Here is a 16520-nt window from a genome sequence, read left to right on the forward strand (position 1 = left end):
CGCCGCGCGGGCGGCTCAACCGCGGCTTGAGTCGGCTGCCGAAGCTTGGAGCCCGCAGTATCTGCGGCTGCCGAACCCTTGCGCAGCGCGGCCTGCGGGCGGCTCAAGCAGCGCTTGATAGACGCGGAGAGACCGCCGGCTTTAGACTACAATCATTCCAAACCGAAGGAGTGCATAAACATGTTCGATATGACGAAGATCGGCCTCAATATCGCAAGGCTGCGCAAGCAGGCGGGGATTACGCAGATGGAATTGGCGGACCGGCTGGGCATCAGCTATCAGGCGGTCAGCAGTTGGGAGCGGGGCGGCACGATGCCGGATATCGCCAAGCTTCCGCTGCTGGCGGATATTTTCGGCGTCAGCATCGACGATATCTTGAGCGGAGGACGCGGCGCGGAACTGGTGCAGAAGATCGTGGACGGCCCGGTGGAAGAAACGATGAGTGCGGGCGAGGTGTCGGTGGAAGAGTTTCAGGAGCTGGCGGCGCTGCTGCCGCCCGAACAGGCCGATGCGGTATTCGGACGGATGCAGCGTCCGGGCGGGCTGGGCGAGCTGACTGCGCTCGCGCCTTTTATCAGCGAAGAAGTGCTGGGCGAATACGCCCTCGCCGCGGCCGAAACGGTCTCGCTGCGGGAGCTTACGGCGCTCGCACCGTTTCTGGACAAGCAGACCGTGGATGCGCTGGCGCTGCGGGCTTACGACGATTCCGGCGTATCCGCCATGGTCGCCATCGCTCCGTTTATGAGCCGCGAAGGATTGAACGCGGTGGTGCGCCGGGTCGAAGCTTCTTCGGTTTCGCCCGGCGAGCTGGTGGCGCTGGCCCCGTTCCTCGGCTCCGAAGTCGTCACGGAGCTGGTCCACAAGGCGCTTCGCTCCTCGGACTTCAAAGGCCTGACGGCGCTGGCGCCGTTTATGGACCGCGGCCGGCTCGACTCGCTGGCCCGCAGTATGGCGGCGCGCCCGGCCGCTCCGGCGCCTGCCGCGCCGCCGGCCCCGGCAGCGCCCGGGCCGGAAATGCACGCTGCCGCCGCGCAGCCGCAGCGGCCGGACCGCGAGCCGGTGCATGTGCGCACCGGCGACTTCGTACCGCCGGCCCCGGCGGCGGCCGATCGGGCTCCCGCTGCGGCGGAGCCCGCGCCCGAAGCCGATGCGCCGGCACAGCCGGAGGCCCCGGCTTCGGACCTTGCCGCCGGCGCGCCCGGCGGCGAAAGCGAAGCATCTTCGGCTCCGCCGGCCGAAGCGGAGACGCCGCGCCCCGAATCGGACACGGCGTACGACGGACCGGAAGAATCGCCGCGCTCCGGCCATTCTTCCTTCGGCGATCCGGGGCGCTGATTCCGGCGTCCTTTTCATTCAGCCCCGCGAACCCGGTTCGCGGGGCTTTTTGCCGCCCGCCCCCCTGCAAGCGGGTCTGTTCGGCGAAATAACGGCGCCCATACAACTATTTTGCGGAAAACTCCGCTCTATTCCAAAATAGCGCCGCCCATACAACTATTTAGCGCCAAATGCCGATTCAGCGCGCAGCGGCGAACAAATAAGTGTACGTGCGCAGCTATTTTGCCAAAAAGTTCGATTTCGCCGGGAATAGAGACCTATGCGTCGCTATTTCTCCGCCGCCCGTGCGCTCCGGACTTTTTATCCGTTTTACGCCTTGTTTATGCCTTCACGCCTTCGATCCGCCCCACAGCATATCCACATGCGGTATCCCGTCTTCCGGGTACACGTCCGAGATCGGGCGGAAGCCGAACGAGCCGTAGAATTTCTCCAGATAATGCTGCGCTTGAATCTTGATCTCCTTTTCACCCCGTTCTTCCGTCAGAAAAGCGACCGCTTTCTCCATCAGTTCCTGCGCCAGACCCTGCCCGCGAAACTCGGATTTGACCAGCACGCGTCCGATCGAAGCCTGGGAGTAAGCGACGCCGGGCGGCAGCAGCCGGCAGTAAGCGGCGACTTCGCCGTCTTTTTCCGCAAACAAATGGTAGCTGGCCGGGTCCCTGCCGTCGATCTCGGGATACAGGCAGGCCTGCTCCAGGATAAACACGGCCACGCGCTCTTGCAGAATCCGGTACAGCTCGTCTCCGGTCAATTGTTCGAAAGTTTTCAAGTGCCACTGCATGCGTTCTCTTCCTCTCCTGCTGAAATTGGGATTCTCTCTGCTGTTAGCATTATAGATTCCGCGCTCGCGCCTGTAAATCCCGACAAACTTGCCACGCCCCTCTCCCGTATGGTAAAAAAGACGCAGTATTTCCGTTAAGCAGGCGGTAAAGCAGCGCCGGCTGCGGCAGGCATAGGGAGGAGGGCGAGCATGAAACTAAACGTACACGCGCTGAAATACGGAGACATCGCCCACTACGACTGGGAAATGGAGCTGCTGGAAGAACGCGCCGACTGCCTGATCGCGCAAGGAACGGCGGGGCGGAAGCTGAGACATCATACCAAAGGGCAGGTGTTCGAAATCCCGCACGCTTCGCTGGAGGTATATGCGCTCAAAGACGGCTACACGGTCAGCTTCGATATCGCGGAGGGGCGGCTGATCTCGATCTACTGCAACGCCGCTCTGCCGTGCGTCCGAACGGGAAGCGATCTGTCGTTCGTCGATCTCGATCTGGACCTGCTCTGGAACGAAGCCGAAGGCTGGCATGTGGTGGACGAAGACGAATTTGCGGTTAACTGTAACCGGTTCGGCTATCCCGCCGAAGTGATCGACGCGGCGGAGCGTTCGATACGGGAGCTGCAAGCACGGGCGGAATCGAAGCTTTTTCCGTTTGACGGCAGCCTGGACGATCTGCTGAACCGGATTGCGGCGAAAACGGCGGAAGCCGAATAAACGTCGCTTCTCAAGCCGGGACCGGCTCTCTATTCCTCTATCCGGTCTTCGCTCAAAGCAGCAGCCGGAAAAAGTCGAGGATCCGTCCGGCGACTTGCTCCGGCCGCTCGGCCGCGACGAAATGTCCGCCGCTGCCGATCTCTTCCCAGCTGCGAATATCCGGAAACATCCGCCGAACGTATTCGATCGGCGGTCTTTCGTGCGCCTGCGTTCGGGTCAGCGAGACGCCGAGCGGGACCTGCGAAATATCGCCCGGACCCGGCCAGCGCGTATGGCGGCCTTCGTAATAGAAGCGGCCGGAAGCGTTCGCCGTACCGGTCATCCAGTAGATCGAGACATGCGTAAGCAGCTTCTGCGGATCGAAATGCCGGAACAGGTCGCCGCCGGGAGGCGCGGTCCAGAGATGCCATTTTTCCAGGATAAAAGAGGCGAGGGCGGTCGGCGAATCTTGCAGTCCGTAAGCCATCGTCTGCGGTCTGGTGCCGAGGATGTGCGCATAGCCGCCTTCTTCCGCATACCATTGGCGGCCGAGGCGCACATGTTCCCGTTCCGCTTCGGACAGCGGAATAGCGGGATCGAGATACGGGCCCGGGTTGCCGGGAGATGTCGTGTGATATCCGATTACGCGCTCGGGATAATCCAGACAGAGCAGGCCGAGAATGCTCGCTCCGAGATCGTAACCGTGGGCGCAGAAACGGGTATAGCCCAGCGCGTCCATCAGTTTGACCATGATGGACGCCGCCTGACGATCCTCGAATCCCGGAACGGCCGGAATACCCGAGAATCCATGACCGGGAATCGAAGGAATTACCACATCGAACGACTCTTCCGCCTCGCCTCCCCGCGCCTGCGGATCGGTCAAATAAGGAATAAGATCGAGCAGTTCGGCGTAAGTACTCGGCCATCCGTGCAGCAGCAGCAGCGGCTGCGGATTGGCGCCGCGTCCGCGCGCATGCACGAAATGCACGCTCAGGCCGTCGATTTCGACCGTAAATTGTTCGAAGGCGTTCAGCTGTTCGTGCATAAGCCGCCAATCGAATTCGTGACTCCAATAATGCACAGCTTCCCGTACCGTATCCAGCGGAATGCCGTAGGACCAGCCTGCGCCCGGCAGTTCGTCCGGCCAGCGCGTCAGATCCAGCCTGCGCCGCAGGTCCTCGATGCTGCGCTCGTCGAAACGAACGGTAAAAGGTTCGAATTTCGGATTGGATTTCGAATGGGATCTCATGGATGTCCTCTTTTCCTTTATCCGGTGAAAGCTTCCGCACCCGCCGGCGGTTGAAGCCGCGGGAAACATTTGCGCTTCACGGATATTTGAATTTCGGTTCACTAACCTTTAATATGATTTTAACGGTTAGTTTGACGCGGGGCAAGGGAAAGGACGGGATAATAAAAATGACGGATAAAAAAACGAATATGGACGGACTTCAAGTCCTGGCGGACTTTTTGAATACTTACGATAAACGCGTCAGATTCGAAGGAGATCCCGGCCGGGAAAGCCTGAACCGTCCCGAGGATCTTGCGGACTGGCTGCTCGCCCGGAGTTTGCTTGGCGCGCACGAGAAAGTCGATGAAGAGGAGCTTGGGCTGGCGATCGCCATGCGGAATCTGATGCGGCGGACGCTGTACGGTTCACGCGAAGCAGGCGGCGATCCCGGAGCGCCGGACGAATTGAACGAACTGCTGCGGCGCTTCAGCTTCTCGATCGCTCTGGAAGAAGCGGACGCAGCGCTGATTCCGAACGAAACCGGCGGACGCGCAGCGCTCGCGCGGCTTGCGCTGCTGCTGTTCGAAGCGCGCCGCGCGGGGAACTGGCATCGGCTGCGCGTATGTTCGGCGGAGGACTGCCAATGGGCTTTCGCGGATCGATCGCGGCCGGGAACCGGCCGCTGGTGTACGATGAAAGCCTGCGGGAACCGCTCCAAAAATAAAACGTATCGCGAGCGCGGCGCTCGTTCCCATTGAGCGCCGCGGTTTTTAAATTCACGATTGATACCGTTTACAATTTAATTTTGCGAAAAATAAATGAAATTCACTGTCTTCTGGTTTTATAAAACTGTTTACATACAACACAGGAAGGATTATAATCAGTCTAAAAGTTGCACAAGGGAAACATTCGTGTGTACGGGTAACAAACATAGATAAAGGAAAGAGCAGGAGAGGTGAGGGACGGATGGAGACGGAATTCGAACGCAAGGAAGCTTTAAATAGAAAAAAAGCGCCGAACGAGCTGGTGGGCCGGCAGGCGGAAGGAAGAAGCCGCACGGAACTGGCCGCGGAAGCGGTGCTGAACGGAGAAACCAAAGGACTTAAACGGCTGCTGCCGTTTCTCGGACCGGCTTTTATCGCGGCGGTCGCTTATATCGATCCGGGCAATTTTGCCACGAATATTACAGCCGGTTCGCAGTACGGGTATATGCTGCTGTGGGTCATCTTCGCCTCCAACCTGATGGCGGTGCTGATCCAGGCGCTGTCGGCCAAGCTCGGAATCGCGACGGGACGCAACCTGCCGGAAGTGGCAAGGGACCGTTTTCCCAAAGGCGTCTCGATCTTTCTCTGGATTCAGAGCGAACTGGTCATTATCGCGACCGACCTGGCCGAGTTTATCGGGGCCGCGCTCGGGTTGTATCTGATCTTCGGCATTCCGATGCTGCCGGCCGCTTTGATTACCGCCGTCGCTTCGTTCGCGATTCTGGAGCTTCAGCGGCGCGGATTCCGCGCGCTGGAAACGGGCATCGCGGGGATGGTCGTCGCGGTCGTGCTGGCGTTCGCGTTCCAGGTATTTATGGCGAAGCCGGATATGGGCGCGGTCGCCGCCGGGATCTTCACGCCGAACTTTGCCGGCACGCAGAGCGTGATGCTGGCCGCCGGCATTCTGGGCGCGACGGTGATGCCGCACGCGATCTATCTGCATTCTTCGCTGACGCAGAACCGGATCGTGGGCCGCAACGAAGCGGAGAAAAAGAAGATCTTCCGTCTCGAATTTTTCGATATCGTGATTGCGATGATCGTGGCGGGAGCGGTCAATATGGCGATGCTGATTATTGCCGCGGCGCTCTTTTTCAAAAACGGGCTGCTGGTGCAGGAACTCGATCAGGCATTTATCCACTTCCGCGAACTGGCCGGACCGGCCACGGCGATCTGCTTCGGGCTCGGCCTGCTGATCGCGGGCCTGTCCAGTTCGTCGGTCGGCACCATGTCGGGCGATGTGGTCATGCAGGGCTTTATCAACAAGCGGATCAATCTGTATCTGCGCCGGGCGATTACGATGGCGCCTCCGCTTATCCTGATTATTTCCGGCATCAACGCCACGCAGGCGCTGGTCGTCAGCCAGGTCATCCTGTCGTTCGGCATCGCGTTCGCGCTCGTGCCGCTGATGATGTTCACCGGCGACCGCAAGCTGATGGGCGGTCTGGTGAACCGTCCGGTGACGCGGGTGCTGGGCTGGGCGATCGCCGCGCTGGTGGTCGCGCTGAATATATTTCTTGTCGTCGAGAGCTTTTAAAGTCCGATGCTTGCAGCCCGGAACCGTTTCCGGGAAAACGGAAAGCGAATCAAGTCGTTCCGAAGCCGCTGTCAGCGGTCCGGGACGGCTTTTTTGCTCGATAAGAAGATTTGGCGGCAAACGTTTTGTAAATTGTGTGTAAAGCCCGCGGGTGTTATGATGAAAACTCGATGCGGCATGCCGCGTTGCACAGAAAGCTGATAAAGTTTACAGCGATACTATTCGGAGGAACTTGAGATGCCGCAGTGGAAAACCAAAGCCTCGAAGAGGCACACGGCTTTATGTTTTGCGGGCTTCGGCCTGCTGGCGGTCGTTTTTATCGTCGTCTCGATGCTGGTCGCATCGGGCAATCAGGCGGTCGTCGATTTCGACCACAAATGGATTTCGCGCGTGCAGGGCGCGGAGCAGCCGTGGCTGACGCAGGTCGCGGAGACGCTGTCCTGGATCGGCTCGACCAAGATGGTCATTCTGATCGAACTGCTGCTGCTTCTGTTCCTGGTGCTGATTCCGAAGCTGCGCTGGGAGCCCCTGCTGGTCCTGGCCGCCACCGGCGGCAGCGCGCTGGTCAATCTGACGCTCAAGAATCTGTTCCGGCGCGAGCGCCCGGATATTCACCGGCTCGCGGAGGAGTATTCGTTCAGCTTTCCGAGCGGGCATTCGATGGGCGCGTTCGCTCTGTACGGCATCCTCGCTTATCTGCTGTGGCGCATGATCAGACCGCTGCCCGGCCGGATTATTGCGCTTGCGCTCTGCATTTTGCTGACTTTCTCGATCGGGCTCAGCCGTATTTATCTCGGCGTGCATTACCCGAGCGACGTGCTGGGCGGCTATATTGCGAGCGGGGCCTGGCTGGCGCTGACGATCGGGATCTTCGAAGTGTGGCGGCATCGGCGCGAACGCCGATTCGGCGGTTATCGTCTGCCGTGATAGAAGAAGGCGCGGCCAAAGGCCGTGCGTCAAAGCGATTCGTCGCAAAGAGCCTTCCTTGGACGGGAAGGCTCTTTTTGCTGCACTGCGCAAACTTCCCTGGACATTCCCGGCCGTTTTTGTTAAATTCGATTTAGAACGATCGTTCAATAAGTGCCGATATAAAGAACGGATAACCAAGGCTTGAATATTCTTTATAAAAATTAGAACGATCGTACTAAAAATTCGAATTGAGGTGCAATATGGTCGGGACGATTCTTTTTACGGCGGCCGGAGCTCTGGCGCTGCTGATGTACGGCGGGACCGCGATTCCTTTTCTGCTCAATATCCGTAAGATCGGTCTGCTGAAAAATGTCCATGCCGGCGTAGGTGAAACCGGACAAACGGAGCGCGTTACCGTCGTTATAGCCGCACGCGACGAGCGCAAAGCGATACGCCGCTGCGTAGAATCGCTGCTCGCGCAAACGTACGCGAATATTCGGATCGTCGTGGTCGACGACCGCTCTACGGACGATACGCCGCTGCTGCTTGAAGCCATGGAACGTCGTCACGACCGGTTGAGCGCGCTGACGGTGCGCGATCTGCCGGTCGGATGGCTTGGCAAAAACCACGCGCTTCGGCTGGGGACGGAAGCGGCGGACGGAGAATGGCTGCTGTTTACGGATGCGGATATTTTATTCGAACCGGACGCCATCGAAAAAGCCCACATATACGCCCGGTTCCAGCACCTCGATCATCTGACGCTTATCCCGGAATTTGGCGGTCCGCATTTTTGGTGCAAACCTTATGCCGCGTTTATTTTCCAGAGCGCCGTATCGTTCGGCATGCTGTGGAAAATGCGCGATCCCAAAGCCAAGCAGACGCTTGGCGTCGGGGCTTTCAATCTGATTCGGACAAAAGCGTACGAAGCGATCGGCACGCATGCGGCATTTCCGATGCATACGACCGACGACAACGAGCTGGCACGGCGCGTGCAGGCTCAGGGGCTGCGCCAGGACGTCTTGTTCGGGCGGGATCGAGTGACCGTCTGGAACTGGTACGAGTCGGCGGGACAGCTGATCCGAAGCATGGAAAAGTCGGTTTTCCGGTTCGGCCAGGCGATCGCGACTTTTTTGATGTGTACGCTGACTATGATTCTGCCGTTCGCGGGAATATGGACGGGACCGCTGCTGCCAAGGCTGCTCTGCGGTTTGGCGATTATCGCTATCGTCTCCACCCAGGCCGTCTATTCGCGTCGCTCCGGCAGCGGAATCTGGTACGGCCTGCTGTATCCGGCGGTCGGCCTGCTGCTGATTGCCGGTTCGATCCGGGGAGCGGCGGCAGCCGCGATTCGAGGCGGCGTCTTCTGGCGCGGTACGCGCTACGAACGCGGCGAAGTCACATCCTGAGTCTTAAAAAGACCGGATTGCCGAAATACAAAAAGAACCCGCGGCGCTGTGAGCGCTGCGGGTTCTTTGAAAAAAAGCGGAAACGATTCGGAAGGCTCGAATTACAGCTGCCCTACGAGTACGGCGGCGAATTCTTCGACAAAAGTCTGGTCCGTGCCGTCAAAACGAGCATGCTTCGGGCTGTCGATATCCAGGACGCCGATCAGCCGGTCGTTCTTGACCAGCGGCACGACGATCTCGCTGTTCGAAGCCGCGTCGCAGGCGATATGGCCGGGGAACGCGTGCACGTCGTCGATGCGCTGGGTTTCGCGCGTCTGCGCGGCGGTGCCGCAGACGCCTTTGCCCATCGGGATGCGGATGCAGGCCGGCAGGCCCTGGAACGGGCCGAGCACCAGCTCTTTGCCGTCGTACAGATAGAAGCCGGACCAGTTGATATCGGGCAGACACTGGGCGAGCAGCGCCGAAGCGTTGGCCAGGTTGGCGACGCGGTCCGGTTCGCCGTCGATCAGCGATTTTAATTGAGACAGCGCGGTGGCGTAACGCTCCTCGCGCGTTCCTTCATGCGGTTTCGTTTCAAACATGGGCGTAAGCCTCCATTCAATCGAAGTTCGGGTGCGGCTTGGATGCCGGACTTTGAAAAGTTTTCGTGATTCCGGCTTCTTTCATTAAGGCCTTTTCGAAGGCAAATGTCAATGCGATTTCGGGATAAACGCGCGCTGCGGACAGGGCGAACGGATGTTTATCGGTTCGGGCGCAGGGGTAAATAGTGGGTAACTCAACAGCTGTGTATTTTGCCGCGTCGTGAAAACGCCGGGTTTTTCGGAAAATATACAAGCGTCTATTAGACTGGAGGAGAGGCGATATGCGGGCCGCAACACAGAATTTGTTCATACGGATTCATCTGCTGCACTACTCGGAAGAACAGGACATCTCGATCCGCGAAGCACTGCCCAGACTGGAACAGGCCGGTTATCGGGTGGCCGACCGCGAAGTGAAGCAGGAACTGGAGAATCTGGCCGCCGAGAACCTGCTTACCGCCCACGGCGAAGAGTACACGCTGACGGGAGCGGGAATCACCGAGCTGCGCAGCATCCGGGAATCGCTCGGAAGCATGTGCTCGGAAGTCCTTGCCGGCGAGCGCGACGCCAGAACCGCCGGGGTATAATTTCAACGCTGCCTCGCGCAAAATCGAACGGCGTTCGTCGGCCGAGCCTCAGCCGCGCGGCAGGCGAAATAACGGCGGGTTTTCAATTTGGACGGTGAAACGATTCGCCGGCACAACCCCCGGCCTCTTCCCCCGCTTCTGCCGCCGATGCAGAAAGCGGGGATTTTGCTGTCCGGATCGCAAAGGCCGCGGCAGCCGTTGTCGGGAAGCGGCAATTGCGCCGAACCCGATTGTGGTAAGATATAAGCTGTGCGCTTCGGAAGCGGTCCGGCCGGACGTTCCGGAAGCGATGCGGACTTGATAGCGGGACCCGCTCGGGCCCGCGGGATACGGGAGGATTTCGAAGCGGTGGAGAAATTGCGGGACAAACGAAAATATGTGCTGGCCGGCTTGATGCTGTCCACTTTCCTGGCGGCGGTCGAAGGCACGGTCATCAGCCCGGCGACGCCGTCGATCGTGGCGGAATTCCAGGCCGCTTCGCTGATGAGCTGGGTATTTGCCGCTTATCTGCTGACGATGGCCGTTACCACGCCGATCTTCGGCAAGCTCAGCGATCTATTCGGGCGCAAACCTATTTTTCTGATCGGCTGCGTGCTGTTTATCTTCGGTTCGATGCTGTGCGGATTTGCCGGAGGGATGGAGCAGCTGATTGCGTTTCGGGCGATCCAGGGCATCGGGGCGGGAGCGGTGATCCCGGTGACGTACACGATCGTGGGCGATTTGTACAAGATCGAAGAGCGCGGCAAAGTGCAGGGCATGATTAGTTCGGTCTGGGGCATCGCGTCGCTGGTCGGGCCGCTGCTGGGCGGCTATCTGGTCGATACGTTCTCGTGGCGCTGGATATTCGGCATCAATGTGCCGTTCGGCCTGCTGGCCGTGCTGTTTATCGCGCTTTTCCTGCGCGAGGAACGCACGCGCCGGAAAGCGCGGATCGACTGGGCAGGCGCGGCGACCTTTACGATCGGCATGACGGCGCTGCTGCTGGCGCTGACATCGGGCGGCGACAGCGCGGCGTGGAACTCGCCGCTCATTATCGGTCTGCTGGCGGGCGCGGCTCTGCTGCTCGCCGCGTTCGTGGCGATCGAGCAGAAAGCGGCGGAACCGCTCGTTCCGCTGCGGCTGTTCCGTATCCGCGATATCACGTTCGTCAGTCTGGCGGCGATCTTCGTCAGCACGCTGCTGATCGGCTTGACCACGTATATTCCGCTGTGGATTCAGGGCGTGCTCGGCGGAAGCGCGGTGCTGTCGGGCCTGCTGCTGGCGCCGATGTCGTTCAGCTGGATCGCGGGTTCGTTCGTCGGCGGCCGGATGGTCGCCAAGAGCGGCGCGCGCGGAGCGTCGGTAATCGGCCTGCTGGCGCTTGTCGCCGGGATCGCGGGCGTAACGTTGCTGGACCGGGATTCGTCGAATCTGATCCTGCCGCTGTTGATGCTGGTGCTCGGCGTCGGTTTCGGGATGTCGCTGACCGTGTTTACGATCGTGGCGCAGTCTTCGGTCGGCTATTCGCTGCGCGGCGCGTCGACGGCGCTGAATACGTTTCTGCGCACGCTCGGCCAGACGCTGGGCGTGGCGTTCTTCGGCACCTGGCTGAACGCGTCGCTGCTGCGCGGCACGGAGCGGCTCGCCGGGGAAGGAATTACAGGGAACGATATCAACGCGCTGCTGTCCGAACAGACGCGGCAGACGCTGCCCGCCGAGAAGATCGGCAGCCTGTCGGGACTGCTCGAAGGAGGCCTGCATTCGCTGTTTATCATTATGCTGATCCTGACCGCGCTGGGGCTGCTGGCCGTGCTGCCGCTGAGCAAGCGTCCGCCCGCGCCGCGCGAAGAACGCAGCGAAGAAACGCCCGCCGCGAATTGAACGGCGCGGGCGTCTTCGCTCCGGCGCAAACCCGGGCAGGTCAAACGCGGACGCCGAATGAAGAAAAGACGATCGCCCGTATCCGGTCTCCGGAAACGGGCGATCGTCTTTTTGCGTAGGGACAAACGCTTCGGTCGACAACGGTGAAATCGATATCTTTCAATCGGCAACTTTGAGAAATTTTTCACTTGATTATCCAAGCGCATACGACAATTACGTTTTCTGCCTTGGAATCGGTATCGCCCGAAAAAAAGAGAAACGTTGGCCGACGGACCGGCCTGTCGAAAGGCCGGATGCGGTCCGTCTTCGCCCGTTTACTTGCGCACGGAAGGCGAAAGGCGTTCCGCTTCCATACCCATTTTTTTGAGCAGCGTAATCAGTTGGTTCTTCTCTTCTTCCTCCAGCCCGCTCAGCGCGTTTGTCAGCCGGTCCGCGTAATGCGGGTAAGCTTCGTCCATTACGGCCCGTCCTTTGTCGGTCAGGTCGGCATAGATCACGCGGCGGTCGGTCGGACAAGGATGACGAACCAGCATGCCGTGGTGCTCCAGCTTGTCGATGACGTAAGTGACGTTGCCGCTTTGGAGCAGCAGTTTGGCTCCGATCTGTTGGATCGGCTGTTGACCTTTGAAATACAGCACTTCCAGCACGGCAAACGCCGTCGGATTGAATCCTTGGATCTTGCTGCCGCTGACGGCATGCTCGTTCACGCTCTTGAATGACTTGGCGAACACTCGGTACAGATGCAGCGCCAATTCGGTATCCCGTGCTTGCATGTTAATCATGGCCCTCCGCCCTTTCAAATTTTGGTAGATGAATTACATTTATCTTAATTCAGTCTTATTGCTCGCGAACATGTCATTTGTCACAGTTACGCTTTTTAATTATTAAAATTTAGCGCTTTTCATGAAAGCTACAAATTTAAAGTGATTATGCGCACAGGATAGAATTGGAAAAAGGCCGCCCCGCGGCCGTAAAGCGGCGGGACAGCCTTTTTGTCTTCTATATCTTCTATATTTTACGGGAAGTTCGCAGTTCCAGCGCCCGCTCCGCCGCGTCCGTTCCCGCCGCATGGCCGGTCGAGAACGCCGCCGTAATATTGTAGCCGCCGGTATAGCCGTGGATATCGAGGATCTCGCCGCAGAAGTACAGGCCGTCCGTGCGCTTCGATTGCATCGTATGCGGATCGATTTCTTTGAGATGCACGCCGCCGCCGGTGACGAACGCTTCTTCGATCGACAGCGTGCCGTTCACCGGGACGGGGAACGCTTTGACCAGCCGCGCCAGTTCGGTCCATTTGGTTTTGGGAATATTGTCGTGCGTCAGCATCTCGTCCAGTTCCGCGCGGATCAGCAGCAGGGGGATCAGCTTTTCGGGCAGCGCGCTTTTGAGCACGTTTTTGATCGCTTTTTTCGGATCGGCCGCCGTCAGGTTCATCGTTTCCCGGTACACGTCGTCGGCGCTGCGCTCCGGCATGAGGTCGATCGTGACCCGCACCGTGCCGCCGGCCTGCTTGTCCAGTTCTTTGACGACGTACTGGCTGCACCGCAGCGCCGCCGGCCCGGACAGGCCGAAGTGCGTAAACAGCATATCGCCGTTATGCGAGACCAGCTTTTTGCCTTTGGCGTTCCAGACGGTCATCTCGATCCCGCGCAGCGACAGCCCCTGGAGCTCTTTGCTCTGGATGTAGGCGGCGCCCGAAGTCAGCGGAACCTCGGTCGGGAACAGCCTGGTGATCGTATGCCCGGCTTCTTCCGCCCACGGGTAGCCGTCGCCGGTCGAACCGGTCTTGGGCACGGATTTGCCGCCGACGGCGACGATCACGCAGGACGCGCCAAGGTGCTGTCCGCCGCGCAGCCGTACGCCCGCCGCGCGTCCGTTCTCGTACACCACGCGCTCGACCGGCGAGTTGATCCGCACTTCGACGCCCAGAGAGCGCACCCGTCCGATCAGCGCGTCGACGACCGTTTTCGCTTTGTCGCTGACCGGGAACATCCGTCCGTTGTCTTCTTCCTTGAGCGCAATGCCCAATCCTTCGAAAAAAGCGACGATATCGCGGCTGCCGAACTGCGACAGCGCGCTGTAGAGAAACCGGCCGTTGCCGGGAATCCACTTAATCAGCTCGTCGTACTCTTTGTTGTTGGTCACGTTGCAGCGCCCGCCGCCCGAAATGCCGAGTTTGCGGCCGAGCTTGTCGCCTTTGTCGAGCAGCAGCACGCGCGCGCCGCGCTCTCCGGCGGCCGCGGCCGCCATCAGTCCCGCCGATCCGCCTCCGACGACGATTACGTCATAATCCAAGATCCATCTTCCTTTTCGCGTTGATAAGTTTCCCTCATTGTAGCATAAAGGACGTCGCGGAAACCCGGTTTTCGCCGCAAAAAACAGACTCTGCACCTCGGTATATTGTGCCGGAAGAAAGGTTGTGTTTTAATCTTTGTATGGGTCGTTTGTATGGAAATGGAAAAAAGATCTTGACGCGACGGTTTCGCGTGCACAAAGCAAGATGGACTTCATGAAAAGGAGGAGCCGCCGAGTGGAACTGTTCAAACTGTTCGTTATTCAGATTCTGTTTGCTTCTCTGCCGGTTCTGCTTGTTTCTCCGTTCGAAAGCTTTATTCGCAAACGGTTTGCGGAGTCGATGTCGGGCCGGCAGCGCGAGGCGGTCGGTCTGGCGTTTACGCTGGCCTGCGCTTCGTCGATTCTTCTGTGCTGGCTGCTCGATATCGGAAGCGCGCGAATCGACGGGGAGCTGTCGCTCGTTCCGGCTGCCGCGGGCATTCTGTACGGCGCGCGCCGCACCGGCCTGTGGATCGCCGCCTTTTACGGACTGCTGGGCTTCGCTTTTACGGGAAGCCTGATTACGGGGAACCTGTGGATGGAAATTCTGCTGCTGCTTCTGCTCGTGCCGTTTCGTTCCGCGCTGATGGGACTTCCGCCGGTTCGACGGCGGCTGCTGTTCGGCTGCTGGGTGATGGCGGCGTATCTGCCGCACCAGCCGCTGCACGCCCAGGCCGCTCTGCTGGCCGGCGATTCGCTGCCGATGCAGACGGGCCGCACGCTGATCGAGCTCGCCGCGGCCGGGCTGTCCGGCATGCTGCTGCTTTATTCCAGAAAAAGCGCGGTCGACCGCTACGAGCGGGACGAACAGGCCGGCGAGATGCGCGAGCGGTTCATCGAAGAGGAAACGAAGCTGCAGGCGCTGATGCGTTCGCTGCCCGGCTTCGCGCTGACGCTGGACCGCTCCTACCGGATTACGGATCTCAACGACCAGGCGCTTACCGTTATGCAGCAGCGCGGACATCCCGTGACCAAGGACATGGTCGTCGGCTTCCGGTTCGAGGAGCTGATGACGAGAATCGGCGCGGCCGCGGACCCGGAGGTGCTTCGGGCGCTGGAACAGGCGGGCTCCCAAAACCGGACGATCGAGCGGATGATTTCGTTCAACGGCCGCCGTTTTCACTTCTATGCGTCTCCGGCGCACACGCAGCAGGGCGGATTGATGGGCACGGTGTGCAGTTTGTACGAAGTGACGGAAGCCGATCGCATGCGTGCCGAGCTGGAAAATATGAACCGGCTGAGCATGATCGGACAGCTCGCTGCGGGCGTAACGCACGAAATCCGCAATCCGATGGCGGTCGTGCGCGGCTATCTCCAGCTGCTTCAGCACAAGACGCCGAGCGAGTTCTCTCATTACTATACGATTGTGCTGGAGGAGCTCGACCGCGCCGCCGGCATCATCGACGACTTTCTGTCGCTGGCGCGCACCAAGCCGGAGCTAAGCGACGTGCGCACGCTGCCTTCCGTCATCGAGGAGATCCAGCCGCTGCTGCTGGCGGACGCCAATCTGCGCGGACAAACGCTGACGATGCAGTTCGACGATTCCTCGACGGCGATTCCGATGAATCCGCGCGAGATCAAGCAGCTCGTGCTCAATCTGGGCCGCAACGCCATGGAAGCGATGGGAAACAAGGGAGAGCTGACAATCCGGACCGAAGAAATCGGCTCCAAGGTCGTGCTGCGGGTGCGCGACAACGGTCCGGGAATGCCGGAAGAAGTGCTGCGGCGCGTGCAGGAACCTTTTTTTACGACGAAAAAAGAAGGAACCGGACTCGGGCTGCCGCTGTGTTCGGGAATCGCGGAACGCCACGGGGGCCGGATGTATATCTCCTCGCGGGCCGACGAAGGCACGGAAGTGTGCATCGAGTTCGCAAAAACGGCCGCGGCGAGCGATTCGGTCCATCAAACATAAGCAAGCGGGCCGGGCGGTATAAAGGGAAATGCCTTTCCTTTCGTTAGGAGGCGGGGTATAATGAAGGCGGCGGGGGCGGCGGATAAACGCCTGCGTCCAACAAGTTCTTGAAGGAGTGAATTTACCATGGCTATGTCTTTCGACCAATACATGCGCGATATGATCCAACCGATGCGCGACGAGCTGACCTCGCTCGGCATCCGCGAGCTTCGCACACCGGAGGAAGTGGAAGAAAATCTTCCGAACGCTTCCGGCACGACGCTTGTCGTCATTAACTCCGTTTGCGGCTGCGCCGCCGGCCAATGCCGTCCGGGCGTCGCCCAGGCGCTCCAGCACGAGAAAACGCCGGGCAACCTGTTTACGGTCTTCGCCGGACAGGACAAAGAAGCGACCGCGCAGGCGCGCGAATACTTCGCGCCGTACCCGCCGTCTTCGCCTTCCATCGCCCTGTTCAAAGACGGCGAGCTTGTGCACTTTATCGAACGCCACAGCATCGAAGACCGCTCCGCCGGAGAGATTGCCGATGACCTGACCCGCGCTTTCGACGAATTCTGCGGCTGATCCCGAATTTCGGGCGGCAGGCGGGCAGCGCCCCGGGAGGA

15 protein-coding genes are annotated in these 16520 nt (G+C 59.8%); 10 read left to right on the plus strand and 5 right to left on the minus strand.

What is annotated here, in order from left to right; all coding sequences use genetic code 11:
- Positions 1–180 precede the first annotated feature (180 nt).
- Positions 181–1335 carry a helix-turn-helix domain-containing protein gene (locus QWJ34_RS22875; protein WP_302731420.1) on the plus strand — a complete coding sequence of 385 codons (1155 nt, stop codon included), beginning with the start codon at positions 181–183 and terminating at the stop codon, positions 1333–1335.
- Between the two features lie 328 nt (positions 1336–1663).
- Here QWJ34_RS22875 and QWJ34_RS22880 read toward each other — a convergent pair whose 3' ends face one another.
- The gene (locus QWJ34_RS22880; protein WP_302731421.1) at positions 1664–2116 is read right to left on the minus strand and encodes a GNAT family N-acetyltransferase; all 453 of its coding nucleotides are present in this window, start codon (positions 2114–2116) and stop codon (positions 1664–1666) included.
- 189 nt (positions 2117–2305) lie between these two features.
- Between QWJ34_RS22880 and QWJ34_RS22885 the strand changes: the two genes are divergently transcribed.
- A complete protein-coding gene (locus tag QWJ34_RS22885) occupies positions 2306–2827 on the plus strand; it encodes a DUF402 domain-containing protein (protein ID WP_302731422.1) in 522 nt (173 codons plus the stop codon).
- A gap of 52 nt (positions 2828–2879) precedes the next feature.
- Here the strand turns inward: QWJ34_RS22885 and QWJ34_RS22890 are convergent, their stop codons facing one another.
- Positions 2880–4055: an epoxide hydrolase family protein gene (locus QWJ34_RS22890; RefSeq protein ID WP_302731423.1), complete on the minus strand. Its 1176-nt coding sequence runs from the start codon at positions 4053–4055 to the stop codon at positions 2880–2882.
- Between the two features lie 167 nt (positions 4056–4222).
- On the opposite strand from QWJ34_RS22890, the gene QWJ34_RS22895 reads away from it, so the two are divergent.
- The 4 genes from QWJ34_RS22895 (at position 4223) to QWJ34_RS22910 (ending at position 8647) form a co-directional block, all read left to right on the plus strand.
- A complete protein-coding gene (locus QWJ34_RS22895) occupies positions 4223–4792 on the plus strand; it encodes a CGNR zinc finger domain-containing protein (protein WP_302731424.1) in 570 nt (189 codons plus the stop codon).
- A 208-nt stretch (positions 4793–5000) separates the two neighbouring features.
- Complete coding sequence (locus tag QWJ34_RS22900) at positions 5001–6332, plus strand: Nramp family divalent metal transporter (protein ID WP_302731425.1); 1332 nt, start codon at positions 5001–5003, stop codon at positions 6330–6332.
- Positions 6333–6569: 237 nt separating this feature from the next.
- The gene (locus QWJ34_RS22905) at positions 6570–7259 is read left to right on the plus strand and encodes a phosphatase PAP2 family protein (protein WP_302731426.1); all 690 of its coding nucleotides are present in this window, start codon (positions 6570–6572) and stop codon (positions 7257–7259) included.
- A 242-nt stretch (positions 7260–7501) separates the two neighbouring features.
- The gene (locus QWJ34_RS22910) at positions 7502–8647 is read left to right on the plus strand and encodes a glycosyltransferase family 2 protein (protein WP_302731427.1); all 1146 of its coding nucleotides are present in this window, start codon (positions 7502–7504) and stop codon (positions 8645–8647) included.
- A 101-nt stretch (positions 8648–8748) separates the two neighbouring features.
- On the opposite strand, the gene QWJ34_RS22915 is transcribed toward QWJ34_RS22910, so the two are convergent.
- Positions 8749–9228 (minus strand): GAF domain-containing protein, encoded by a 480-nt coding sequence (locus QWJ34_RS22915; protein WP_302731428.1) that lies wholly within the window; start codon positions 9226–9228, stop codon positions 8749–8751.
- Positions 9229–9509: 281 nt separating this feature from the next.
- Between QWJ34_RS22915 and QWJ34_RS22920 the strand changes: the two genes are divergently transcribed.
- Positions 9510–9812 carry a hypothetical protein gene (locus tag QWJ34_RS22920; protein ID WP_302731429.1) on the plus strand — a complete coding sequence of 101 codons (303 nt, stop codon included), beginning with the start codon at positions 9510–9512 and terminating at the stop codon, positions 9810–9812.
- Positions 9813–10205: 393 nt separating this feature from the next.
- A complete protein-coding gene (locus QWJ34_RS22925) occupies positions 10206–11672 on the plus strand; it encodes an MDR family MFS transporter (protein WP_302731484.1) in 1467 nt (488 codons plus the stop codon).
- A 314-nt stretch (positions 11673–11986) separates the two neighbouring features.
- Here QWJ34_RS22925 and QWJ34_RS22930 read toward each other — a convergent pair whose 3' ends face one another.
- On the minus strand, positions 11987–12454 hold the full coding sequence (locus tag QWJ34_RS22930; RefSeq protein ID WP_302731430.1) for a MarR family winged helix-turn-helix transcriptional regulator: 468 nt from the start codon (positions 12452–12454) through the stop codon (positions 11987–11989).
- Positions 12455–12680: 226 nt separating this feature from the next.
- Positions 12681–13967, minus strand: coding sequence for a BaiN/RdsA family NAD(P)/FAD-dependent oxidoreductase (locus QWJ34_RS22935; protein ID WP_302731431.1), 1287 nt, complete (start codon positions 13965–13967; stop codon positions 12681–12683).
- Between the two features lie 235 nt (positions 13968–14202).
- Here QWJ34_RS22935 and QWJ34_RS22940 point away from each other — a divergent pair, with 235 nt between their 5' ends.
- Entirely contained in the window at positions 14203–15918 is a 1716-nt protein-coding gene (locus QWJ34_RS22940) for a two-component system sensor histidine kinase NtrB (RefSeq protein ID WP_302731432.1), read from the plus strand.
- 126 nt (positions 15919–16044) lie between these two features.
- On the plus strand, positions 16045–16479 hold the full coding sequence (locus tag QWJ34_RS22945; protein WP_302731433.1) for a BrxA/BrxB family bacilliredoxin: 435 nt from the start codon (positions 16045–16047) through the stop codon (positions 16477–16479).
- Positions 16480–16520 lie beyond the last annotated feature (41 nt).

Source organism: Saccharibacillus sp. CPCC 101409 (assembly GCF_030518235.1).
Lineage (GTDB): Bacteria > Bacillota > Bacilli > Paenibacillales > Paenibacillaceae > Saccharibacillus.